Here is a 23,649-nt window from a genome sequence, read left to right as displayed (position 1 = left end):
TCAGACGCGGTCGCCGGTCGCGCGCAGCGGCGGTTCCGCGGCCGCGGTCACCGGATGGTCGGGCAGTTCGGCCAGCAGCGTCGTCGTCGCCGCGGCCACCGCGGCCACCGCCTTGTCGAAGGCCGGTTTCGTGACATACGACAGACCGGTCAGGCCACCCACCTTCCGCACGTATTCCTGTGCGGCAGCGAAGATTTCCTGGTCGGTGGCGCGGGGTTCGAGCCCGCGCAGCACGGTGATGTTGCTACCCATGGCGCCGAGAGTAGCCCTAGGCAGGGCCTTACGGCGCCCGATGAAACGGCAAATGTGAAAAATGTGTGTATCGGACTGTGGCGGTATGTCCAGAAGCGCCGGAATCCGGCCTTCCGGGTCACAGTCGACACGGCATCGGGAGATAACCGAACCCCCGGATGGCCGATGCGACACAATCGGAACCATGGCTGCCCGCGACATGCCGACCCTGACCACATTCCCCTATCCGGAACTGGACGAGCGCGAGGACGACCACTGGTCCGGCGCTCAGGTTTCCGACGACGAATTGCGCGCGCTGTCCCTGGGGGCGTTCTATTCCGCCCGCTGGGACGCCTTCCACGATGCCCTGCTGCTCGGACCCGAACGAGAACATCCGCTCGGCGACCGCCGCGAACTGGCCATCGACACCCTGACCGGGGCCTGGGGCATCACCGACGGGACCGAGGCGATGGCGTCGATGGAACAGCTGCTCGACGGGATGCACGCACCGCTGTACGCGCTGGTCCATCCGCTGGTGAACGCGGCCCTCAATTCGCCCGAACGGGACCGCTTCGGTGAGCGCGCCGATCGGCATCGCGCCTTCCTGCGGCAGGTCGGGGCGTTTCGGGGGATGGACAACCCGGAGGCGCTGGTCCGCGACTACGACATCTGGTCCCAGGCGATCAAACTCGATCTGACCGGCCATCTGGTGCAGCCGCTGCCCGCCGATATCCAGGCCTGGGATCTCGCCCGGGTGGTCGCGGTGGCGCGGATGGCCTTCACCGCCGGCTACCTCGAGGCCGATACGGCCTGGGATTACGTGATGCGCGCGCTGCCGCCGGCGCAGAAGCGCTACCGCAATTGGCGGCAGTTCGGCGACGCCTATCTCACCGGCTGGACCTACTGGCAGGCCTGTGAGGACATGGCCGTGCTCAAGTCCGGCGGCACCGATCGGCGGCTCGAACTGGTCCGACTATGGATGCGGCCGACAAGTCCGTGGCGGCGCATCGCGCTCCAAGGCGAGTAGCGCCTCAGTCGGGGAGCGAGCGCAGGATCCCGCGGCCGTAACGCTGGAACTGCGCATCGTCCACCATCGCCAGCGAATGACGCTCGACCAGTAGTTCCCACTCCGAATACAGCTGGGCCACGCCCGGATCCGGCGGCGCCACGGCGCCGTCGGCGGATTCGCGCTGAATCGCGAAGTTCACCGCGCCGACGATCCGATCGGTATCGGCCCGGTCGGTCCCCAGAAAACTCAGCGTCGTATTGCCGTCGGTGAGGTCGATGCCGTAATCGCTACCCGGTTCGTCGCCCGAACCCTTACCGACCTCGGCCGAAATCAGCGCCGAGACGGGCATCTCGTGCGCATAGCGCGGGGTGGAACCGATCGAGAGCAACAGCACCCGCCCGGTGGTGACGGCCAGCAGCCCGCGCCCGCGTCCGGCCGGTGGGACCGCGGTGACCATCGCCGTCTCCAGCATGAACTCGTCGGCTGTGACCATCGTGTGCAGTGCTCCGGCGGCCGAGCGGGTCTCCCGCCGGGGTGCCATCCGCCGGATCGCGCGGTCGACGTCGGCCCGGGTCGGTCCGGTCTTACCCCAGACCGGTGCGGGAGGCACCAGATCGGGCGCCGACATATCGATGCGCTGGGTTGCCAGGATCTGGGAGTTGATCCGCTCCACGATCACGGTCGCGGCCGGCACGTCGTGTTCGGCGATCAGCACCGGGAGCGGGGTGCGGTCGGCCGGGACGCCGGTGAGGACCGGACTCGGATAACGCAGGTAGATCTCGATCACGACGGCGTCGTCGGCGCGCCGGTTCAGCCGGACCTTCAGCAGGTCCGACACCGGAACGTCGAGCACCCGCTCGCCATCGGTGCCCGGCCGCAGAACCTGGAGTCGCCCGCCGCCGTGGCGCAGTATCGCTGTGGGTGTCCGTAGCTCGACTATGTCCATACCCCCTGCGTTCGTCCTGTGTTGTCGCTCACAATAGGTCGTGCATGCCATGATTGGGACCACTTGGACGGACACCGCGAGGTGATCGCCCGATAGGCCGGGAACCACCAGCGTTCTCCGACCGTTTACCTGTTGAACTGCATCAGCTGCCGAACTGCGCGATGTATCGAGTAGACCGTACGCGGTAACGTGGCTTGTCCGCATCCGTTCTGCCCGACCCGGTCGGTGCCGGTATGGATACGGCCCCGCCCGACGCATAGTAGGCATACACCGGAAACACCGGAAAGGACTGGCCCGCCGGCCGACGCTCTATGAACCGCAAGACAGTGTTTCGCAACCTGGCCATAGTCGCGGGCATCCTGCTCGTGATCTATCTGGTCAGCTACTTCAGCAACGACACGCGCGGCTGGAAGAACGTCGATACCTCGGTGGCGCTCACCCAGCTTGCCGACAAGCAGAACGTCAAGCAGGTCCAGATCGATGACAAATCGCAGCAGCTGCGCATCACGCTGAAAAACGGCAACGACGCCACCGGCGGCCAGACCCAGATCATGGCCAAGTACCCCGGTGGCAGCGAGGTCTCGGCGCAGATCCTGCGGGATGTCCAGGCCTCGGGCGCGCCGTACAACACCGAGGTCAAACAGGACTCCTGGTTCACCCAGGTGCTGCTGTTCGTGCTGCCGATGGTGATTCTGCTGGGCCTGTTCGTCTTCGTGATGGCCCGTATGCAGGGCGGTGGCCGCGGCGGCATGATGGGCTTCGGTAAATCCAAGGCCAAACAGCTGTCGAAGGATATGCCGAAGACCACATTCGCCGATGTGGCCGGCGCCGACGAGGCCGTCGAAGAGCTGTACGAGATCAAGGACTTCCTGCAGAACCCGGCTCGCTATCAGGCGCTGGGCGCCAAGATTCCCAAGGGCGTGCTGCTCTACGGCCCGCCCGGAACCGGTAAGACGCTGCTGGCCCGCGCGGTCGCCGGTGAGGCCGGGGTGCCGTTCTTCACCATCTCCGGTTCCGACTTCGTCGAGATGTTCGTCGGTGTCGGCGCCTCGCGCGTGCGCGACCTGTTCGACCAGGCCAAGCAGAACAGCCCCTGCATCATCTTCGTCGACGAGATCGACGCGGTCGGCCGCCAGCGCGGCGCCGGTCTCGGCGGTGGTCACGACGAGCGCGAGCAGACGCTGAACCAGTTGCTGGTCGAGATGGACGGTTTCGGCGATCGCACCGGCGTCATCATCATCGCGGCCACCAACCGGCCCGACATCCTGGACCCGGCGCTGCTGCGCCCGGGCCGCTTCGACCGCCAGATCCCGGTCGGCAATCCGGACCTCGCCGGTCGGCGCGCGATTCTGCGGGTGCATTCGCAGGGCAAGCCGATCGCGCCCGATGCCGATCTGGACGGCCTCGCCAAACGCACCGTCGGCATGTCGGGTGCCGATCTGGCCAATGTGATCAACGAGGCGGCGCTGCTCACCGCGCGTGAGCACGGCAACGTCATCACCGGACCGGCCCTGGAGGAATCGGTCGACCGGGTGATCGGCGGTCCGCGTCGCAAGAGCCGGATCATCAGCGAACACGAGAAGAAGATCACCGCCTACCACGAGGGGGGTCACACCCTGGCCGCGTGGGCGATGCCCGATATCGAGCCCGTCTACAAGGTCACCATCCTGGCCCGCGGTCGCACCGGCGGCCATGCCATGACCGTGCCCGAGGACGACAAGGGCCTGATGACCCGGTCGGAGATGATCGCCCGCCTGGTGATGGCGATGGGTGGCCGCGCGGCCGAGGAACTGGTCTTCCACGAGCCGACCACCGGCGCCTCGTCCGATATCGACCAGGCGACCAAGATCGCGCGCGCGATGGTCACCGAATACGGCATGAGTGCCCGGTTGGGCGCGGTGCGCTACGGCCAGGAACAGGGCGACCCGTTCCTGGGCCGCACGATGGGCACCGGCTCGGACTACTCGCACGAGGTGGCCCGCGAGATCGACGAGGAGGTGCGCAACCTCATCGAGGCCGCGCACACCGAGGCCTGGGCGATCCTCAACGAATATCGCGACGAACTCGACGCGCTGGCCACCGCGCTGCTGGAGCGCGAGACCCTGCACCGCAAGGATCTCGAACAGGTCCTCGCCACCGTCGACAAGCGGCCGCGCATCACCGCCTTCAACGATTTCGGTGAACGTGTGCCCTCGGACCGGCCGCCGGTGAAGACCCCGCGCGAGCTCGCCGCCGAACGCGGCGAACCGTGGCCGGAGGAGGCCGAGACCCGCAAGCCGAGCCGGCCCGCTCCGCAGCCGGTGCCGGCCAACGGTTATCCGCAGGAGGGGCATCGCAACCCGGCCCCGGCTCCGACCCCCGGCTACGGCTATCCGGCCCCGCAGCCCGGTAACTACCCGCGGCCCGCGAATGGCCCGGGATATCCGCCGCGGCAGGGTACGCACGGCTCCCGCCCGGATTACGGCGCTCCCGCCGGCTGGTCGGCTCCGGGCTGGCCGCCGCAGGAGGATCCGTCCGCGGGCGGTGCGCCGCAGCAGCAGCCGGAGTACGACAGTGGCTACGGCGGATCCCAGGGATACGGCGAACCCCAGCGCTACAGCGGTGGTCATCGCCGGCCCGAGTGGTCCGGAGATCAGGAGGGTTCGACGCAGAACGGCACCCAGGATCACGGCGATTGGGACGGACCGAACAGCCGCCGCTGACCGGCTGCGATTAGGCTCGACGGTCGAACCGCGCTGTCGGCGCGTTGATTTACGTGATTGTGGAGGTGTCCTCGTATGTCGGCCAACAACAGCGCTCCCGCCGGCTCCGATTCGGCGTCGGGCGCGGGTGCCGCCGTGGTTGCGGAGGCACCGGCTCCGATCGCGCTGGGGACCGGTCGGACCTTCGATCAGAAGCGGGCCGAGGCGGCGGTACGGGAACTACTGGTCGCGGTCGGGGAGGATCCCGACCGGCCCGGGCTGATCGATACCCCGGCCCGGGTCGCGCGCGCCTATCTCGAAATGTTCGCGGGTCTGTACGTGGAACCGGATTCGGTGCTGAACACCACCTTCGACGAGGGGCATCAGGAATTGGTGCTGGTGCGCGACATCCCGATGTATTCGACCTGCGAACACCACCTGGTGTCCTTCCACGGGGTCGCGCACGTCGGCTACATCCCGGGTCCCCAGGGGCGGGTCACCGGTCTGTCCAAACTGGCCCGCCTCGTCGACCTGTACGCCAAGCGGCCGCAGGTTCAGGAGCGGCTGACCAGCCAGATCGCCGACGCGGTGATGCGGAAACTGGATCCGCGCGGCGCCATCGTGGTGGTCGAGGCCGAACACCTGTGCATGGCGATGCGCGGCATCCGCAAGCCGGGCGCCAGCACCACCACCTCCGCGGTGCGTGGCCTGCTGCAGACCAACGCCTCCTCGCGCGCCGAGGCCCTCGACCTGATCCTGCGCAAATGAGCGATCGCCCATGAGCGCAGTGATCACTCCCCGGGACGGGCGCTCGTGCGTGGTGATGGGCGTGGTGAACGTCACCAGCGACTCCTTCTCCGACGGTGGCCGCTATCTCGACCCGGCCGTCGCGGTCGCCCACGGGGTGCGGTTGTACGAGGCGGGCGCCGACATCATCGATGTGGGTGGTGAATCCACCCGCCCGGGTGCCGTTCGCATCGATCCCGAGACCGAGGCCCAGCGGGTGGTCCCGGTGATTCGCGGGCTGGTGGAGGCCGGTGTGCCGACCAGCGTGGACACCATGCGGGCGAGCGTCGCGGCCGCCGCGATCGACGCCGGAGTGAGCGTCGTCAACGACGTGTCCGGTGGTCGTGCGGATGCCGAGATGGTGAAAGTTGTCGCCGCCGCGGAGATCCCGTGGATTCTGATGCACTGGCGGGCGAATGCCGACCATCGCCACATCGGCCCGGCCGATCATTACGACGACGTCGTGCGCGAAGTGCTGGCCGAACTCTCGGCGCAGGTGGACCTGGCCATGGCTGCCGGCGTGCATCCGAGCCGGCTCGTCCTGGACCCGGGCCTCGGCTTCGCCAAGAACGCCGAGCACAACTGGGCCCTGCTGGGCGCACTGCCCGAACTGACGGCCCAGGGGTTGCCGATTCTGGTCGGCGCCTCCCGCAAGCGCTTCCTGGGTTCGCTGCTGGCCGACGAGTCCGGACCGCGCCCGCCCGACGGGCGCGAGGTCGCCACCGCCACCATCTCGGCCCTGGCCGCCCAGCACGGCGCGTGGGGCGTGCGAGTGCACGATGTGCGGTCGTCGCTCGACGCCATCGCCGTCGCGGATGCCTGGCGGCGAGCCGCCGAATCCGGGCAGCGGCGAGCCGCCGAATCCGGGCAGCGGCGAGCCGCCGAATCCGCTGGTTCACACCATCAGGGGAGCGAGTGAGTACCGATCGCATCGAGCTGCGCGGCCTGCGCGCCTACGGTCACCACGGCTGCTTCGATTTCGAGCGCCGCGACGGCCAGGAATTCCTGGTCGACATCACCCTGTGGCTGGATTTCGCGAAGGCGGCCGCGACCGATGAGCTGTCGGCCACCGTCGACTACGGCGAGCTGGCGCAGCACGCGGTCGCGATCGTCTCCGGCCCGCCGCGCAATCTGATCGAGACCGTCGCCGCCGAGATCGCCGACGATGTGATGCGCGATGAGCGCGTCGTCGCCGCGGAGGTGGTCGTGCACAAGCCCTCGGCGCCGATTCCGCATGCCTTCGCCGATGTTCGCGTGGTGGCCACCAGGCGGCGAGACGTACCGCCGACCCCGGAGGTGGCCGGATGAGCCGTGCGGTGCTGTCGATCGGGTCGAATCTGGGAGATCGGCTCGCCCATCTCCGCAGCGTGGTGGAGGCGCTGACGCCGCAGCTGGTCGCGGTGTCGCCGGTGTACTCGACCGCGCCGTGGGGTGGAGTGCCGCAGGAGGACTACCTCAATGCCGTTGTGGTGGTGGAGGATTCGGAGCTGGGCCCACGCGATTGGCTCGACCGCGGACAGCAGCTCGAGCAGCGGTCCGGGCGTGTCCGCGAGATCCGCTGGGGCGCACGAACTCTGGATGTCGACGTGATCTGGTGCGCCGAGGGGCTGCGGCCGGTGACCAGTGCGGATCCGGAACTGACACTGCCGCATCCGCAGGCGCACCACCGCGCATTCGTCCTGGTGCCCTGGGCCGAGATCGAACCCGATGCGACGCTGGAGGTCGACGGCCGGACCCGGCCGATCCGGGACCTGCTGTCCGAGCTCGACCCGGACGAGATCGACGGCGTCCGGCTCACCGACCTGTCGCTGTCCGCGGCGCAACGATGATCGGTGGCTGGTCATGAATGTCATGAGGCCGACCAAGATTCTGGATCTGCTCGCGAACGTCCTGATCGCCGCCGCGGTGGCGTGGGTGGCGACTCGCTGGGCCTATTCGAGCTTTCCGCCGATCACGGTGATCGCGGCCGCCTCGCTGTATCCGGTGGCCGCCGTGGAAGCGGTGCTGGCGTTCGTGATTCGCGCCCGCGTCGGCGATCACCGCATCGGTGACGGTCCGAAACAGTTGCATCCGATCACCGCGGCCCGCGCGGTGGCGCTGGCGAAGGCTTCGGCCCAGGTGGGTTCCCTGGCGGCCGGCGTGTGGCTGGGCTTCCTGATCTGGGTGCTGCCGCAGCGGTCGGATATGCGCGCGGCCGCGTCGGACACTCCCGGCGCCATCGTGGGTCTGATCGCCGGTGTGGTGTTGGTCGCCGCCGCGCTGTGGCTGGAGTATTGCTGCCGCGCGCCACATGAGCCACCAGACGAACCAGCTACCTCATAGCTAACACGGTTGAGTCGAGTTCCGGACCGGCTGCGCGCCGAAATCCGCTATTCGAGTTACCCTTGCGGACATGGTTTCACCCTCCCGTAGCAGTGCTTCCCCGCGACAGCGGGACAACGCGGGAAAAATCGTCGTCGGCGTATTAATTCTGCTCGGTCTGATTGCCAGCGTGTTTCTGATTTTCAGCAACAATGTGCAGTTGGTCCGGGTCGGTTTGGTCGCGGCTCTGTGGGCCGCCGCGGTGGCCGCGCTGGCGGCGACCCGCTATCGCCGGGATGCGGCGATCGATCAGGCCAAGGCTCGTGACCTGCAGAAGGTCTACGAGTTGCAGCTCGAACGCGAGATCACCGCCCGGCGTGAATACGAACTCGGCGTCGAATCGCGGGTGCGCCGGGAGATCGGCGCCGACGCCGCCGAACTGGCCGCGCTGCGGAGTGAGCTGACCGTGTTGCGCGAAAGCCTGCAGCGACTGTTCGACGGCGACCTACTGGTCGACCGACCGGCGCTGCGTGCCGAGGCTGTGCGCGTGCAGGAGCTCACCCGCGCCACCGTGGCGAACGGTAGCTCGCAGGAAACCGACACCTGGGACGCGTGGAGCGCGCCGGCCGTGCCGCTGCACGTGGTCTCGCCGGTCTTCGATCCCGACCATCCCGAACCTCCGGCCTTCGCCAGTCCGTACGACGATCCGGTGACGGCGGAGACCGCCGTGGTGTCGGTGGAGGCGTCGGATGAGGAAGGGGAGTCGTCCGTCCGATCGACGGATGATGAAGGGAACGGCGACCGCCGGGACGCGACCGCCGAGTCTGGGCAGCCGGATCCGTCGGGGTCCGGATCTTCGAAGGCCGAGGCTCCCGGATCCACATCCGACCGGACGGCCGCTGACGGGCAGGCCGGCCCCGCGTCGACCTCGGTGAAATCCGGCACCGCGTCGGCGAACGAGAATTCCGAGCCGGCGAAGGCGGGCGCTGCGGAATCCGGCGACTCGCGCCCGAATTCCTCGGTGCCGCGGCTGGCCCCCGTCCAACCGGCGACGACCATGGGTACCGCCGGTTCCCGCCGCCGTCGCCACGCCGATTCCGACGAGAATCAGCCGGGGCGCAAGCTCACCGTCGCGGAAATCATGGCGAATCTGCGATCGGAGCAGAACAGCTCTTCGTGATACCCGCGCCGGCTGCTGTGAAACAGGTTGCATGTGACGCGCAGTATCGGTAACTTTCGCGGGAGGAGTATGCGAAGGAGACACCGAAGATGCTGTCCGCTGCTGTAAAGAACACGTCGGCCGATCCGGATTATCACGAGATCCTGCGTGGTCTGTCCGAGGGGTCGGTCCACAAGAACTTCGACCCCTACGTCGACATCGATTGGGACTCACCGGAATTCGCGGTCGATCCGACCGACACCCGCTGGGTCCTGCCGGACGAGGACCCGCTGGGCCGCCACCCCTGGTACAAGGCGCAGCCGGTGGAACGCCAGATCGCGATGGGTATGTGGCGGCAGGCCGGCATCGCCAAGGTCGGCTTGGATTTCGAACAGCTGCTGATCCGCGGCCTGATGCAGTACCTGGTGTCGGTGCCCAACGGTGATCCGGAATTCCGCTACGTGACGCACGAGGCGGCCGAAGAGTGCAACCACACGATGATGTTCCAGGAGATGATCAACCGCATCGGCGAGGATGTGGTCGGCATGGGCACCATCGACCGCAAGCTCACCATGATCATCTGGCCCGCCGTCAAGTACTTCCCGGAGCTGTTCTTCACGATGATCCTCGGCGGTGAGGAACCGATCGACCACCTGCAGAAGTCGCTGCTGCGCGCCGGCACCGACCTGCATCCGATGGTGCAGCGGGTGATGCAGATCCACGTGGCCGAAGAGGCCCGCCACATCTCGTTCGCGCACGAATATCTGCGCCGCAACGTGCCGGGCATGCATCCGGCCACAAAGTTCGTGCTGTCGCTGCTCTTCCCGACCGCGATGCGGATCATGCTCGACATGATCATGACTCCGCCCAGGGAGTTCGTGGAGAAGTTCGACATCCCCGCGGAGGTGATGCGCGAGGCCTACTGGGGTAGCGCGGAGTCCCAGGTCACCATGCGCAACATCTTCGGTGACGTCCGAGCCCTGGCCACCACCAGCGGCCTGATGAACCCCGTGGCCAAGGTCGCCTGGCGCCTCCTGGGCATCCACGGCCCCACCTCCCGCTACCGGAGCGAACCCGCCCGCAAGGCCGCGTAGGGCCGGTCCCCGCCGCTTGGCAGGTCATCCGTCAGGGTGCACGTCGACATCGATGTGCACCCTGACGGTCTTTCAGCCGTACTGAGGGAAATATCACGCGCGGGTCCTCTGGCAGCGCCCCCGGTCACTACCTATTCTCGACTCGTAACGTCCGGTACCCGCCATGCGGGACTGGAACGCCTTCCGAGAGGACAACGGTGACCTCCGATTTTTCGCGGCCCGACGAGGCCGGTTCATCGCGCCCCGCCGCGCCCGCGGTATCGGGCTCATCCCCTGTTTCCGGCTCCGATCCGGCGCCTGCTCGGCTGACGGTCGGCATCGTGTCGGCGGGCCGGGTGGGCTCGGCGCTGGGTGTCGCGCTGGAGCGCGCCGGCCATGTGGTGTTCGGGGTGTCCGCGATTTCCGATGCGTCGCGGCATCGGGCGCGGACGCGGTTGCCGGAGTCGCAGATCTTGCCGGTGGAGCAGATCGCGGCGCGCAGCGAACTGCTGATTCTGGCCGTGCCGGACAGTGAACTGCCCGGTCTGGTGGCCGGTTTGGCGACCGCGCAGGTGGTCCGCCCGGGAACGATCGTCGCGCATACCTCGGGGGCGAACGGCGTGGCCGTATTGTCCCCGCTGACCGGTGTCCGCCCGCTGGCGATCCATCCGGCGATGACCTTCACCGGCCACGACGAGGACACCGCCCGCTTGGCGAATGCCTGTTTCGGCATCACCGCGGCCGACGAGATCGGTTATGCGATCGCGCAGTCGCTGGTGATCGAGATGGGCGGCGAACCGGTGCGGGTGCCGGAGGAGAACCGGCCGCTCTATCACGCGGCTCTCGCGCACGGCAGTAATCATCTGGTCACTCTGATCGTCGACGCGGTGGCGGCGTTGCGGGCGGCGCTGGACGGCCCGGGTCTGCTGGGGCAGCAGGTGGTCGACGAGCAGCCCAACGGTTTGGCGGAGCGGATGCTGGCCCCGCTGGCGTCGGCGGCGCTGGACAATGCGCTGCGTCGTGGTCTGCCCGCCTTGACCGGTCCGGTGGCGCGTGGTGACGCCCTCGCGGTGTCGGCGCACCTGGAGGCACTGGCCGCGGCCGATCCGGAGCTGGCCGCGGGCTATCGCGCGATGTCGCTGCGGACGGCGCAGCTGGCCCGCACGAGCCCGGATCTGATCGGTCTGCTGGAGGGACACTGATGTCGAATTCGCGAGCGAAGAAGCTGACCCCGGAGCAGTTGCGCACCCTGTATCGCCCGGGCGAGCTGACGGTGGTGCACGAGCCAGCCGGGCTCTCGGCGGTGACCTCCGCGTTGCGCGGGGTGGGTCGCACGGTCGCGCTGGTGCCGACGATGGGTGCCCTGCACGAGGGCCATCTGGAGTTGGTGCGCCGCGCCAAGCGCACGAATCAGGTTGTGGTGGTGTCGATCTTCGTCAATCCGCTGCAGTTCGGCGAGAACGAGGACTTCGACAAGTATCCGCGCACGCTCGACAGCGATGTGGCGCTGCTGCGCGAGGAGGGCGTGGCGCTGGTGTTCGCGCCGAGCGTGGCCCAGATGTATCCGGAAGGCCCGCGCACCTCGGTCCATCCGGGACCGCTCGGCGCCGAGTTGGAGGGCGCCAGCCGACCGACCCACTTCGCCGGAATGTTGACGGTGGTGGCGAAACTGCTGCAGATCGTCCGTCCGCACGAGGCGTTCTTCGGCGAGAAGGACTATCAGCAGCTGACTCTGATCCGGCAGATGGTCCGGGATCTGAACTTCGACGTCGAGATCGTCGCGGTGCCCACGGTGCGCGAATCCGACGGCCTGGCGCTGTCCTCGCGCAACCGCTATCTGGACGCGCAGCAGCGCGAATTGGCGATCACCTTGTCCGCCGCGCTGGCCGCGGGCCGGCATGCGGCGGGGCGGGGTCCCGACGCGGTGGTGGCCGCGGCCCGTTCGGTGCTCGACGGCGCGACCGGTGTCGATGTCGACTACCTGGAGTTGCGCGGCTCGGATCTGGGCCCCATTCCGGGCAGCGGGAACGCTCGTCTGCTGGTGGCCGCGCGAATCGGCGCCACCCGTTTGATCGACAACGTCCCCGTCACCGTCCCCGCCGCGGGCGGCCACAACGCTGTCCCCGATTTCCAGCCTGCCCAGGCCGACGCATAGGAAAGGCGACCACGATGTTGCGCACCATGATGAAGTCGAAGATCCACCGTGCCACGGTGACCCACGCCGATCTGCACTATGTGGGTTCGGTGACCGTGGACCCGGATCTGATGGATGCCGCCGATCTGCTCGAGGGCGAGCAGGTCTGCATCGTCGATATCGACAACGGCGCTCGCCTGGAAACCTATGTGATCGCCGGTGAGCGCGGTTCGGGTGTGATCGGAATCAATGGCGCCGCAGCGCATCTGGTGAATCCGGGTGATCTCGTCATCCTGATCGCCTACGGCATGATGGACGAGGCCGAGCTGCGCGAGTACCAGCCGCGGGTGGTGTTCGTCGACGACCGCAACCGTCCGGTGGAGCTGGGTTCGGACCCGGCGCACGCCCCGGAGGGTTCGGGGTTGACCTCGCCGCGCTCGCTGACCTTCGCCTGAGCCGCGGGCAGCGGGGCGAGGATGCTGCTGACGATCGACGTCCGCAACACCAGTATCGAGATCGGCCTGTTCTCGGGCAGTGGTGCGCATGCGGAACTGGTGCACACCTGGCGCGTGCACACCAATCCGTTGCTGACCGCCGACGAATTCGCCATGCAGGTACGGGGTTTGGTGGGCGAGCGGCTGGATCAGGTGGTCGGGGTGTCGGCCCTGTCGACGGTGCCGCCGGTGCTGCGGGAGCTGCGAACCATGTTGGGCCGCTACTGGTCGCACGTGCCGCACGTGCTGGTGGAACCTGGTGTGCGCACCGGAATTCCGCTGCTGGTCGACAATCCGAAAGAGGTCGGCGCCGACCGGATCGTGAATTGCCTTGCGGCATATCACCGTTTCGAATCGCCGGCGATCGTGGTCGATTTCGGCACCGCCATCTGTGTCGACCTGGTGTCGGCGAAGGGAGAGTTCCTCGGCGGGACCATCGCGCCCGGGGTGGAGATCTCCACCGAGGCGCTGGTGGCCCGCAGTGCGCTGCGACGTGCGGAGCTGACCCGCCCGCGGTCGGTGGTGGGTAAGAACAGCATGGAATGCATGCAGTCCGGTGCGGTGTTCGGCTTCGCCGGGCTGGTCGACGGTTTGATCGACCGGATCCGCGACGAGCTCGACGCCTTCGCCGGTGACGACGTGTCGGTGGTGGCGACGGGCCCGACCGCACCACTGATCGTCCCCGAATCCGAGACCATCGACCACCACGAGCCGCATCTGACCCTGGACGGGCTGCGTCTGGTCTACGAGCGCAACCAGCAGCGCCGCCGCCCGTGAGGGCGCTGCTGTGGGGTGGAACACACCGCTCTTGCACGCGCCGACCACCCTGCTAGACTTCGGCTCGTGACTTTCCGCGTGAGCACCCAGGAGTGTTGTCGAGGCTGATTCGCCTCGGCTGATTGTCGAGGCTGCGTATCCGCCCTCGGCCATCCACTACTCCTGGAGCTTCGCTCATGCGTTCCTCTGTAATCACCTCTGCTGTTACCTCCGCCGCGAGCGGTGACGCCGCGCGCCGCCGGACGGGGCAGTTGCCGCCCGCTCGCCCGGCCAACCGGCTCGCCGCGGAGATCACCGATCGTTCGGTCTCGTCCGCGTTGCCGACCCGGTTGCGGCCGGCGGACCTGTTGCGGCTGACGGACGAGGGTGCCGAGGACGTCCTGGCCGGCCGCTTCGATCATCTGCTGCCGTCGGCCGGCGTGTGGCCCACCGAAAACCGTTGGGCGGTACGCCTTCTCGCCGACGACGAGGTCGACGTCTGGTTGATCAGCTGGGTGCCGGACCGGTCGACGGAATTACACGACCATGCCGGCTCGCTCGGCGCGCTGACCGTGTTGAGCGGCGCGCTCTCGGAATTCCGATGGAACGGTAAGGAATTGCGTCAGCGCACCCTCGCCGCCGGCGATCAGGCCTCTTTCCCGCTCGGCTGGGTGCACGACGTGGTGCGTGCCCCGGACCACGTCGCGGGTGTGCCCGAACCGTCGAATCCGACGCTGTCGGTGCACGCGTATTCACCACCTCTGTCCGCCATGTCGTATTACGAAGTGACCGGCCACGGAACGCTGCGGCGCACCCGTACCGTGCTCACCGACCAGCCCGAAGGCGATGTGAAATGACGCACACGCATCTCACCATCAATGACATGCTGGAGGCGGCGCGTGCGCGATTGACGCGCATGTACGCATTCGAATTACCGGAGGCGATCGCGCGCGGCGCCCTGCTGGTCGATATTCGCCCGCAAGCCCAGCGCGTCAAGGAGGGCACCCTGCCGGGCGCCCTGGTGATCGAGCGCAACGTGCTGGAGTGGCGGCTGGACCCCACCAGCTCCGCGCGGCTCGCACTGGCCACCGATCACGACCGGGAATGGGTGATCGTCTGCTCGGAGGGCTACACGTCGAGTCTGGCGGCCGCGGCACTGCAGCAGTTGGGTCTGCACCGGGCCACCGATCTGGTCGGTGGCTATCAGGCGGTAAAGGCCGCGGGGCTGCTGTCTGTGGCCGCCGGCGCACCGCATCTGGCCGGTGAGATCAACGCACTCGTCTCGCTCTAATCGCCCGGGTGAGCGGGGGTCGGGCGCGCGCGAAACGATTTCCGGCGCACGATAGGGTGGTTCGCTGTGAGCACCCCGAACAGCCCTTCGTCCGGTGGCTCCGCGGGCCGGGTTCCTGCGGGGCAATCCCATCCTGCCGCAGCGGAAGTCGACGTTCCCGAGCAGATGCGGATCCGCCGGGAGAAGCGTGAGCGGCTGATCGACGCGGGCGTCGAGGCGTATCCGGTCGTGGTGCCGCGGACCCACAGCCTCGCCGAGATCCGCGCCGCCTATCCCGACCTCGAGCCCGACACCAGCACCGGAGTGCAGGCCGGTGTGGCCGGCCGCGTCATCTTCATGCGCAATACCGGCAAACTGTGCTTCGCCACGCTGCAGGAGGGTGACGGCACCAAGCTGCAGGCGATGATCAGCCTGAACGGTGTCGGCGCCGACGCGCTGGCGGCGTGGAAGGCCGATGTCGATCTGGGTGATTTCGTCTTCGTGCACGGTGAGGTCATCTCCTCCCGTACCGGGGAACTGAGCGTGATGGCCGATTCCTGGTCGATGGCGGCCAAATCGCTGCGTCCGCTGCCGGTGGCGCACAAGGAACTGAGCGAGGAGTCGCGGGTCCGGCAGCGCTATGTCGACCTCATCGTGCGGCCGGAGGCGCGGGAGAACGCCCGCACCCGGATCGCGGCGGTGCGCGCACTGCGAAATGCGTTGGAGCGCAGGGGTTTCCTCGAGGTCGAGACGCCGATGCTGCAGACCCTGCACGGGGGTGCGGCGGCGCGGCCGTTCGTCACCCATTCCAATGCGCTGGATATGGATCTGTATCTGCGCATCGCGCCGGAGTTGTTCCTGAAGCGCTGCGTGGTGGGCGGGATCGAGAAGGTCTTCGAGATCAACCGCAACTTCCGTAACGAGGGTGCCGACTCGACGCATTCGCCCGAGTTCGCGATGTTGGAAACTTATGAGGCCTACGGCACCTACGACGATTCCGCGCTGATGATGCGGGAATTGATCCAGGAAGTCGCGCAAGAGGTCTTCGGCACTCAGGTCGTCACGCTCGCCGACGGTACGGAATACGATCTGAGTGGTGAGTGGAACACCGTCGAGATGTATCCTTCGCTATCCGATTCGCTGGGTGTCGAGGTAACGCCGGAAACTACTGTTCCGGAATTGCTCGCACTGGCCGATCGGGTCGGTCTGGAAATTCCTCCGGACAAGGGTTACGGCCACGGCAAACTTGTCGAGGAACTGTGGGAACACAGCTATGGCGACAAGCTCTATGCCCCCACTTTCGTGCGTGACTTCCCGGTGGAGACGTCGCCGCTGACACGGCAGCACCGCAGTAAGCCGGGCGTCACCGAGAAGTGGGATCTGTATGTCCGCGGATTCGAGTTGGCCACCGGCTATTCGGAACTCGTGGATCCGGTCGTGCAGCGGGAACGTTTTGTCGACCAGGCCAGACTGGCCGCCGCTGGTGACGACGAGGCCATGCGGCTGGACGAGGACTTCCTCGCCGCCATGGAACACGGTATGCCGCCGACAACGGGTACCGGTATGGGAATCGACCGCTTGCTGATGGCACTGACCGGACTCGGAATCCGGGAAACCATACTCTTCCCAATTGTGCGTCCGTCCGGTCGCTGAGTACCGGGTTTGAATGCCGATTCCCCGTCTTGGAAATTTCGTATCTAGAGGTATTCTCGACTCGGGCATCGGCCTGGTATCCGGGTCGCACGATTTCGAGAGGACGTTCATCTCATGGCAAAGAAGGTCACCGTTAGCCTGATCGACGATGTCGATGGTGAGTCCATTGCGGACGAGACCATCGAGTTCGCGATCGACGGTGTTTCGTACGAGATCGACCTGTCCGCGGCGAATGCGGCGAAGCTGCGGGACGGGCTGGACGTGTGGGTCGCCAATGCCCGTCGGGTGAGCGGTCGCCGGCGCAGCAAGCCGGTCGGTGCGACCACCGGTGCGCCGAAGGGCCGAGTTTCCATGGATCGCGAACAGAGTGCGGCAATTCGGGAATGGGCGCGGCGTAAGGGCCACAAGGTTTCCGCGCGTGGTCGCATCTCCGCCGATGTCGTGGAGAGCTACCACAAGGAAGTCGGCCGCAACAACTAGTGCGGTCGAAAAGACCCGGCTGCGTCTGTGCCGCTGCCGCCCGGAGGAATCGTGCGACGTCCGGGCGGCAGCGGCATTTCGATGCGGCCCCCGGCGTGGTGATCTTGCTCGCCGCCGCGTCGGCGCGGCACCATGGGGCTTATGCAGACCACGTCACTGGCGGTACGAGGGTGGGGGTAGCAACGCGGTGACGGACATTCACGAATCGTTTCTCCGGTTCATCGACGACACCGGCAGCCGGCACGAATTGACGCTGACCCCGGATCATCAGCGCATCACCATCGGGCGTTCGCCGCAGGCGGATCTGTCGCTGGGCTGGGATGCCGAGGTATCGCGATTGCACGCGGCCGTGGAATATCTGGGCGCGCACTGGACCATCGTCGACGACGGACTGTCGCGCAACGGCACCTTCGTCAACGGGGAGCGACTGGCCGGCCGCCGCCGGCTCGAGGCCGGCGACCGCATCCGGGTCGGGACCTCGATGCTGTCGTTCCACGATTACACCGGCAGGGTCGACGATGCGACCCGGACCTCGGTCGGCTCGGTCCCGAGTCCGCGATCGCTCACCGATACCCAGCGCGCGGTACTGATCGCGCTGTGCCGCCCGTATCGCGGCAACACCGAATTCGCCACGCCCGCATCCAATCAGCAGATCGCCGACGAGTTGTACCTGAGCGTGGACGCGATCAAAACCCATCTGCGCGCGCTGTTTTCGAAGTTCGGCGTCGAGGACCTGCCGCAGAATCAGAAGCGGGTGCGACTGGCGGCGCTGGCCATCCAGAACGGCATCATCTCGCACCGCGACCTCTGATACCCGGCCGCCGGATGTGACCGGCGATTCCGGTTACCCGTCGGTATCGATCCGAATGGTCCCCTTTCCCGCTAGCGTGTTGAAACACGTTCTAGTTTTTTTTGGGAGGGGATCCCGATGCCGTCTCATATCGCGCATCTGCCGCGCCGGGCGCTCGGAGCCGCGCTCGTCCTGGCGATCTCGAGCATGCTGTGGGTGACCGCCGCCGCCGCGGCCCACGCCGAATATCCGGTGGACTACAACTTCTTCTCCGGCATTCCGTACGAGCTGCGAAATCCGGGTGGATCCCTGCCCGGCGCCGACGACTGGTCGTGCCGGCCCAGCGACGCCCATCCCGAACCCGTCGTGCTGGTGCACGGCACCGGCGGCGGGGCGCAGACGAACTGGGGCGTGTACGCGCCGCTGCTGGCCAACGAGGGATATTGCGTCTATTCGCTGACCTACGGCGCCTACGATCTGCCGTGGCCGCTCTCGGCGATCGGCGGGATGCGGCCGATCGAGGACAGTTCGGCGCAGCTCGCGGAGTTCGTGGACCGGGTGCTGGCGGCGACCGGCGCCGAGAAGGTCGATCTGATCGCGCACTCGCAGGGCAATCTGGTGGGCAACTACTTCGTGAAGCGACTGGGCGGTGCCGACAAGGTCGACAAGTTCGTGGCGATCGCGGCGCCGTGGCTGGGCACCTTCGGCCCGGTGATCGACCCGGCTCGCGATATCGCGGGGCGGCTGGGCGCGGGGCCGGCCTTCGACGCCGCCCTGGGGGCGAGCCCCTGTGCCGCTTGTGCGCAGATGACGGGTAGCACGGATTTCATCCGCTCCCTGAACGCCGACGGCGTGTACGACCCGGACGTCACCTACACCAATATCGAGACCCGCTACGACGAGCTGGTGGTGCCGTACACCGTCGCCCTGGTACCCGGCCCGAACACGACGAACGTCGTGGTCCAGGACGGCTGCGCGGCGGACTACTCGGAGCACGCGGGCATCGCGGGCAGCGACCGGGCGGCGGCGTTCGCGCTCAACGCCCTGGATCCGGACGATCCGCGGCCGGTGCCCTGCCACTTCATCCCGCCGATCACCGGATAGTTCCGTATCCGGGCCGCGAACCCCGCCGTCGCGAGGCGGAAGCGGAAAATTCAGCTGTGGGCGTAGTTGCTGGGGAAACGTTCCGGGTTGGTGCCGCGTTAGAACGGTATGACTCGCGTTGTCGCCCGTTCGCAATAGGGTGGACGGACGACGGCCGTGACCCCCGCCAACTACAGTAGAGGCGGGGGATGCAACCCCAGGGCTTCATGGCAGGCTGGCGCCACAGGTGTGAAGCACGAAGCACAACAGCAGCGCCGGATGCCGTGGATAGCGGAGCAGGAAGTGAGGGAGCGATGTTCGAGAGGTTCACCGACCGCGCGCGGCGGGTCGTTGTCCTGGCCCAAGAAGAGGCTCGGATGCTCAACCACAACTACATCGGCACCGAGCACATCCTGCTGGGCCTGATCCACGAGGGTGAGGGTGTCGCGGCGAAGTCCCTGGAGTCGCTGGGAATTTCGCTCGAGGGTGTGCGCAGCCAGGTGGAGGAGATCATCGGGCAGGGCCAGCAGGCGCCGTCCGGTCACATCCCCTTCACCCCCCGGGCCAAGAAGGTGCTGGAGCTGAGCCTGCGCGAAGCGCTGCAGCTCGGCCACAACTACATCGGCACCGAGCACATTCTGCTCGGCCTGATTCGTGAGGGCGAAGGCGTCGCGGCCCAGGTGCTGGTGAAGCTGGGCGCCGACCTCAACCGGGTGCGGCAGCAGGTCATCCAGCTGCTGTCCGGCTACCAGGGCGGTAAGGAGGCGGTGGAGTCCGGCGCTCGTGGCGAGTCCGGGACCCCGTCCACCTCGCTGGTCCTCGACCAGTTCGGGCGCAACCTGACCCAGGCCGCACTCGAAGGCAAACTCGACCCCGTCATCGGCCGCTCGAAGGAGATCGAGCGCGTCATGCAGGTGCTGAGCCGCCGCACCAAGAACAACCCGGTCCTGATCGGTGAGCCCGGCGTCGGTAAGACCGCCGTCGTCGAGGGTCTCGCCCAGGCCATCGTCAACGGCGAGGTGCCGGAGACGCTGAAGGACAAGCAGCTCTACACCCTCGACCTGGGTTCCCTGGTCGCGGGCAGCCGCTACCGCGGTGATTTCGAGGAGCGCCTGAAGAAGGTGCTCAAGGAGATCAACACCCGCGGCGACATCATCCTGTTCATCGACGAGCTGCACACGCTCGTGGGTGCGGGTGCCGCCGAGGGCGCCATCGACGCGGCCTCGATCCTGAAGCCGAAGCTGGCCCGCGGTGAGCTGCAGACCATCGGTGCCACCACCCTCGACGAGTACCGCAAGTACATCGAGAAGGACGCCGCCCTGGAGCGCCGGTTCCAGCCGGTCCAGGTGGGCGAGCCGACGGTCGAGCACACCATCAACATCCTCAAGGGTCTGCGCGACCGCTACGAGGCGCACCACCGGGTGTCCATCACCGACGGTGCGCTGGTGGCCGCGGCCACGCTGGCCGACCGGTACATCAACGATCGGTTCCTGCCGGACAAGGCGATCGACCTGATCGACGAGGCCGGTGCGCGGATGCGCATCCGCCGGATGACCGCTCCGCCGGACCTGCGCGAATTCGACGACAAGATCGCCGATGCGCGCCGGGAGAAGGAAAGCGCCATCGACGCGCAGGACTTCGAGAAGGCCGCGCGGTTGCGCGACAAGGAGAAGCAGCTCGTCGCCAAGCGCGCCGAGCGGGAGAAGCAGTGGCGTTCCGGTGATCTGGACGTCGTGGCCGAGGTCGACGACGAGCAGATCGCGGAGGTGCTGGCCAACTGGACCGGTATCCCGGTGTTCAAGCTCACCGAGGAGGAGACCACCCGTCTGCTCCGTATGGAGGACGAGCTGCACAAGCGGATCATCGGCCAGGAGGACGCGGTCAAGGCCGTGTCGAAGGCCATCCGCCGTACTCGCGCCGGCCTGAAGGATCCGAAGCGTCCGTCCGGTTCGTTCATCTTCGCCGGTCCGTCCGGTGTCGGTAAGACCGAGCTGTCCAAGGCGCTGGCGAACTTCCTGTTCGGCGACGACGACGCGCTCATCCAGATCGACATGGGCGAGTTCCACGACCGCTTCACCGCCTCGCGGCTGTTCGGTGCCCCTCCGGGCTACGTCGGCTACGAGGAGGGCGGCCAGCTCACCGAGAAGGTGCGCCGCAAGCCGTTCTCGGTCGTGCTGTTCGACGAGATCGAGAAGGCCCACCAGGAGATCTACAACACCCTGTTGCAGGTGCTGGAGGACGGTCGTCTCACCGACGGTCAGGGTCGTACGGTCGACTTCAAGAACACCGTGCTGATCTTCACCTCGAACCTGGGCACCTCCGACATCTCGAAGGCCGTGGGTCTGGGCTTCGCCCAGTCCAACAACGAGGGCTCGAACTACGAGCGGATGAAGCTGAAGGTCAACGACGAGCTGAAGAAGCACTTCCGTCCGGAGTTCCTCAACCGTATCGACGACGTCATCGTCTTCCACCAGCTCACCAACGAGCAGATCGTGGAGATGGTGGATCTGATGATCAACCGCGTCGCGACCCAGCTGCGGAACAAGGATATGGAGATCGACCTCACCGAGAAGGCCAAGAGCCTGCTCGCCAAGCGCGGATTCGACCCGGTGCTGGGCGCCCGCCCGCTGCGCCGGACCATCCAGCGCGAGATCGAGGATCAGCTCTCGGAGAAGATCCTGTTCGGCGAGATCGGCCCCGGCCAGATCGTCGAGGTCGACGTCGAGAACTGGGACGGCGAGGGTGCCGGCGAGGACGCCAAGTTCACCTTCGCGGGTAAGGCCAAGCCCGCGAAGGCGGAGGCCGAACCGGTCGCGGCGCTGGCCGGCGCCGGTGAGACCACTCCCGAGGCCTCGGCCGAGTAAGTAGTCCGCACAGATCGGTAGATGCCGGTCATCCCGCACGGCGGGGTGGCCGGCATCGTCGTATGCGCACAAAAGTCGTAGCGCACAAAATGAGTGGCGGCCGCGCGGGCGAATGTTCCATTCTGGCGATGTTCGCGAGCGGAAAGAGGGCTGTGTGCTGACCGATGCCGAGGTGGAGTGCTTCGTCGCCGAGGGTTTCGTCCGAGTGGAGGGTGCGTTCTCCGAGTCCACCGCGGCCGAGGCGAGGGAAATCCTGTGGCGCGCAACCGGATGCGATCCGGCGGATTCCGGAACGTGGACCCGGCCGGTGGTCCGCCTGCCCGGATTCGCCGACCCGCCGTTCGCCCGGGCCGCGCGCAGTCCGCTGCTGGCACAAGCGTGTGATCGGCTGGTCGGTGCGGGCCGATGGGTTCCGTACCAGGGGCTGGGGACCTTCCCGATTCGGTTCCCCAGCGAGCAGCCGCCGGGAGACGACGGATGGCATATCGACGCGAGTTTCCCGGGCGAGGATCCGCAGGACTATCTGCGGTGGCGCATCAACGTGCGGTCGAAGGGCCGGGGCCTGCTGATGCTGTTCCTGTTCTCCGACGTCGGCCCCGACGATGCGCCGACGCGGATCCGGGTGGGCTCACATCTGCGGATCGCGAAGGTGCTGGAACCGTACGGTGCGGCCGGGGTCGCGATGTCGGATCTGGTCGAGGACTTCGCCGCCACCGAGGGCCTTCCGGAAGTGGCGGCCACCGGCCGGGCCGGAGATGTGTATCTGTGCCACCCGTTCCTGGTGCATGCCGCCCAGGCGCATCGCGGACGCAACCCGAAATTCATGGCCCAGCCGCCGCTGCGGCTGCGCGAACCGTGCGTGCTGGACCGGCCCGACGGTGCGTATTCACCGGTGGAACAGGCGATTCGGCGGGGACTCGAGCCCGGCGCCACCCGCTGACTACGCGCGGGGACGTACCCGGGATGTGTTCTCCGGACGGATGATTCGCGCCGCCCGGAGGCAGAGGCTGAAGTCATGGACATCGGATTGCATCTCACGAACTTCGCGCTGGACACTCCCTCGAACCGGATCGGATCGGGTCTGGCCGAGGTGGTGCGCACGGCCGAGGACAGCGGGTTCTCGCTCATCGCCGTGGGTGATCACCTCTGGCAGAGCCCATGGCTCGGGCGTGTGGAACAGAATGTGCTGGAGGCGTATTCGGCGCTGTCGTTCATCGCGGCGCATACGTCGCGGGTGGAGCTGACCGCGGTGGTGTCGGGGGTGCACTATCGGCATCCGGCCATGCTCGGGAAGCTCGTCACCACCCTGGATGTGCTGTCCGGCGGCCGGGCCTGGCTGGGGATCGGTTCGGGCACATCCACCGGCGATGTGGAGGGATACGGCCTGCCGTTCCCGCCGCTGCGCGACCGCTACGAGATGTTGGAGGAGACGCTGCGGATCTGCCGGGCCATGTGGACCGGCGAGCGGGGCGGATCGGAACCCGTGCACGGCGAGCACTTTCACGTCGAGCGCCCGCTCAACGCCCCGCAGGCGGTGCGGACCTCGCTCTCGGGTGCGCATCGCCCGCATCCGCCCGTGCTCATCGGCGGGGACGGTGAGCGGCGCACGCTGCAGCTGGTGGCGCGGTACGCGGATGTGGCGAGCCTGCGGCCGGGTCCGGAGCTGGCGAACAAGATCGAACTGCTGGACCGGTTGTGCGTGGAGATCGGCCGCGATCCGCGCGAGATCCGCAAGAGCTGTGTCTTCGCCTTCGATCTCGGACCGGACGGGGGCGGCGTCGGTCAGGTGCTGGGGCAGCTGAAGCGGATGGCGGATGCGGGCATCGACCTGGTGATCGGCCGGGTGGCCGGCGTCGACGAACTGACGTCCCTGGAGGTGATGGGGCGCGAGGTGATTCCGGTGGCCGCGGAATTCGGTCGCTGACACCGGGCCGGCGGC

Annotated in this window: 24 protein-coding genes; 22 read left to right on the top strand and 2 right to left on the bottom strand. The window is 67.3% G+C overall.

Going from position 1 to position 23,649, the window contains the following annotated elements; genetic code table 11:
• Positions 1-252 carry a DUF2277 domain-containing protein gene (locus tag AC5592_RS24250; protein WP_036497439.1) on the bottom strand — a complete coding sequence of 84 codons (252 nt, stop codon included), beginning with the start codon at positions 250-252 and terminating at the stop codon, positions 1-3.
• A gap of 184 nt (positions 253-436) precedes the next feature.
• On the opposite strand from AC5592_RS24250, the gene AC5592_RS24245 reads away from it, so the two are divergent.
• Positions 437-1,258 (top strand): DUF1266 domain-containing protein, encoded by an 822-nt coding sequence (locus tag AC5592_RS24245; protein WP_223273473.1) that lies wholly within the window; start codon positions 437-439, stop codon positions 1,256-1,258.
• Between the two features lie 4 nt (positions 1,259-1,262).
• Here the strand turns inward: AC5592_RS24245 and AC5592_RS24240 are convergent, their stop codons facing one another.
• Positions 1,263-2,186, bottom strand: a complete 924-nt coding sequence (locus AC5592_RS24240; RefSeq protein WP_063065492.1) for a hypothetical protein — start codon at positions 2,184-2,186, stop codon at positions 1,263-1,265.
• Between the two features lie 311 nt (positions 2,187-2,497).
• Here AC5592_RS24240 and ftsH point away from each other — a divergent pair, with 311 nt between their 5' ends.
• The 21 genes from ftsH to AC5592_RS24135 all read left to right on the top strand — a co-directional run bounded on the left by ftsH (position 2,498) and on the right by AC5592_RS24135 (position 23,634).
• The gene (ftsH, locus tag AC5592_RS24235) at positions 2,498-4,888 is read left to right on the top strand and encodes an ATP-dependent zinc metalloprotease FtsH (protein WP_063065491.1); all 2,391 of its coding nucleotides are present in this window, start codon (positions 2,498-2,500) and stop codon (positions 4,886-4,888) included.
• 75 nt (positions 4,889-4,963) lie between these two features.
• On the top strand, positions 4,964-5,635 hold the full coding sequence (gene folE, locus AC5592_RS24230; protein WP_036497445.1) for a GTP cyclohydrolase I FolE: 672 nt from the start codon (positions 4,964-4,966) through the stop codon (positions 5,633-5,635).
• Positions 5,636-5,645: 10 nt separating this feature from the next.
• On the top strand, positions 5,646-6,572 hold the full coding sequence (gene folP, locus AC5592_RS24225; protein WP_084507066.1) for a dihydropteroate synthase: 927 nt from the start codon (positions 5,646-5,648) through the stop codon (positions 6,570-6,572).
• Positions 6,569-6,961 (top strand): dihydroneopterin aldolase, encoded by a 393-nt coding sequence (gene folB / locus AC5592_RS24220; RefSeq protein ID WP_036497446.1) that lies wholly within the window; start codon positions 6,569-6,571, stop codon positions 6,959-6,961. The genes folP and folB overlap by 4 nt, the downstream gene beginning before the upstream one ends.
• Positions 6,958-7,482, top strand: a complete 525-nt coding sequence (gene folK, locus AC5592_RS24215) for a 2-amino-4-hydroxy-6-hydroxymethyldihydropteridine diphosphokinase (protein ID WP_036497448.1) — start codon at positions 6,958-6,960, stop codon at positions 7,480-7,482. The genes folB and folK overlap by 4 nt, the downstream gene beginning before the upstream one ends.
• A 22-nt stretch (positions 7,483-7,504) precedes the next feature.
• Positions 7,505-7,975, top strand: a complete 471-nt coding sequence (locus AC5592_RS24210) for a DUF3180 domain-containing protein (protein ID WP_036497449.1) — start codon at positions 7,505-7,507, stop codon at positions 7,973-7,975.
• Between the two features lie 70 nt (positions 7,976-8,045).
• On the top strand, positions 8,046-9,134 hold the full coding sequence (locus AC5592_RS24205; protein WP_157122158.1) for a DUF6779 domain-containing protein: 1,089 nt from the start codon (positions 8,046-8,048) through the stop codon (positions 9,132-9,134).
• A gap of 89 nt (positions 9,135-9,223) precedes the next feature.
• The gene (locus AC5592_RS24200) at positions 9,224-10,207 is read left to right on the top strand and encodes an AurF N-oxygenase family protein (RefSeq protein WP_063065490.1); all 984 of its coding nucleotides are present in this window, start codon (positions 9,224-9,226) and stop codon (positions 10,205-10,207) included.
• Positions 10,208-10,404: 197 nt separating this feature from the next.
• On the top strand, positions 10,405-11,388 hold the full coding sequence (locus AC5592_RS24195) for a Rossmann-like and DUF2520 domain-containing protein (protein WP_084507062.1): 984 nt from the start codon (positions 10,405-10,407) through the stop codon (positions 11,386-11,388).
• Positions 11,388-12,341, top strand: coding sequence for a pantoate--beta-alanine ligase (gene panC, locus AC5592_RS24190; protein WP_063065489.1), 954 nt, complete (start codon positions 11,388-11,390; stop codon positions 12,339-12,341). Before AC5592_RS24195 ends, panC begins: the two co-directional genes overlap by 1 nt.
• A 14-nt stretch (positions 12,342-12,355) precedes the next feature.
• Positions 12,356-12,775: an aspartate 1-decarboxylase gene (gene panD / locus AC5592_RS24185; protein ID WP_030517343.1), complete on the top strand. Its 420-nt coding sequence runs from the start codon at positions 12,356-12,358 to the stop codon at positions 12,773-12,775.
• A 21-nt stretch (positions 12,776-12,796) separates the two neighbouring features.
• The gene (locus tag AC5592_RS24180) at positions 12,797-13,591 is read left to right on the top strand and encodes a type III pantothenate kinase (protein ID WP_036497452.1); all 795 of its coding nucleotides are present in this window, start codon (positions 12,797-12,799) and stop codon (positions 13,589-13,591) included.
• 176 nt (positions 13,592-13,767) lie between these two features.
• Positions 13,768-14,427: a cupin domain-containing protein gene (locus AC5592_RS24175; protein ID WP_083870547.1), complete on the top strand. Its 660-nt coding sequence runs from the start codon at positions 13,768-13,770 to the stop codon at positions 14,425-14,427.
• On the top strand, positions 14,424-14,861 hold the full coding sequence (locus AC5592_RS24170; protein ID WP_036497453.1) for a rhodanese-like domain-containing protein: 438 nt from the start codon (positions 14,424-14,426) through the stop codon (positions 14,859-14,861). Before AC5592_RS24175 ends, AC5592_RS24170 begins: the two co-directional genes overlap by 4 nt.
• Before the next feature lie 165 nt (positions 14,862-15,026).
• Complete coding sequence (lysS, locus tag AC5592_RS24165; RefSeq protein ID WP_036497454.1) at positions 15,027-16,493, top strand: lysine--tRNA ligase; 1,467 nt, start codon at positions 15,027-15,029, stop codon at positions 16,491-16,493.
• 114 nt (positions 16,494-16,607) lie between these two features.
• Entirely contained in the window at positions 16,608-16,973 is a 366-nt protein-coding gene (locus tag AC5592_RS24160; RefSeq protein WP_030517338.1) for a histone-like nucleoid-structuring protein Lsr2, read from the top strand.
• Between the two features lie 187 nt (positions 16,974-17,160).
• Entirely contained in the window at positions 17,161-17,784 is a 624-nt protein-coding gene (locus AC5592_RS24155) for an FHA domain-containing protein (RefSeq protein WP_036497456.1), read from the top strand.
• 117 nt (positions 17,785-17,901) lie between these two features.
• Positions 17,902-18,867 carry an esterase/lipase family protein gene (locus tag AC5592_RS24150; RefSeq protein WP_036497457.1) on the top strand — a complete coding sequence of 322 codons (966 nt, stop codon included), beginning with the start codon at positions 17,902-17,904 and terminating at the stop codon, positions 18,865-18,867.
• A 293-nt stretch (positions 18,868-19,160) separates the two neighbouring features.
• A complete protein-coding gene (locus AC5592_RS24145; RefSeq protein ID WP_036497458.1) occupies positions 19,161-21,710 on the top strand; it encodes an ATP-dependent Clp protease ATP-binding subunit in 2,550 nt (849 codons plus the stop codon).
• A gap of 154 nt (positions 21,711-21,864) precedes the next feature.
• Positions 21,865-22,650: a phytanoyl-CoA dioxygenase family protein gene (locus tag AC5592_RS24140; RefSeq protein WP_232329519.1), complete on the top strand. Its 786-nt coding sequence runs from the start codon at positions 21,865-21,867 to the stop codon at positions 22,648-22,650.
• Positions 22,651-22,725: 75 nt separating this feature from the next.
• Positions 22,726-23,634 carry an LLM class flavin-dependent oxidoreductase gene (locus tag AC5592_RS24135; RefSeq protein ID WP_063920374.1) on the top strand — a complete coding sequence of 303 codons (909 nt, stop codon included), beginning with the start codon at positions 22,726-22,728 and terminating at the stop codon, positions 23,632-23,634.
• The last annotated feature ends 15 nt before the right edge of the window (positions 23,635-23,649 follow it).

The sequence above is a fragment of the Nocardia violaceofusca NBRC 14427 genome (assembly GCF_963869435.1).
Taxonomy (GTDB): Bacteria; Actinomycetota; Actinomycetes; order Mycobacteriales; family Mycobacteriaceae; genus Nocardia; species Nocardia aobensis.
The sequence above is the reverse complement of the archived record's forward strand: the minus strand, read 5'-3'. Positions and strand labels throughout refer to the sequence as shown.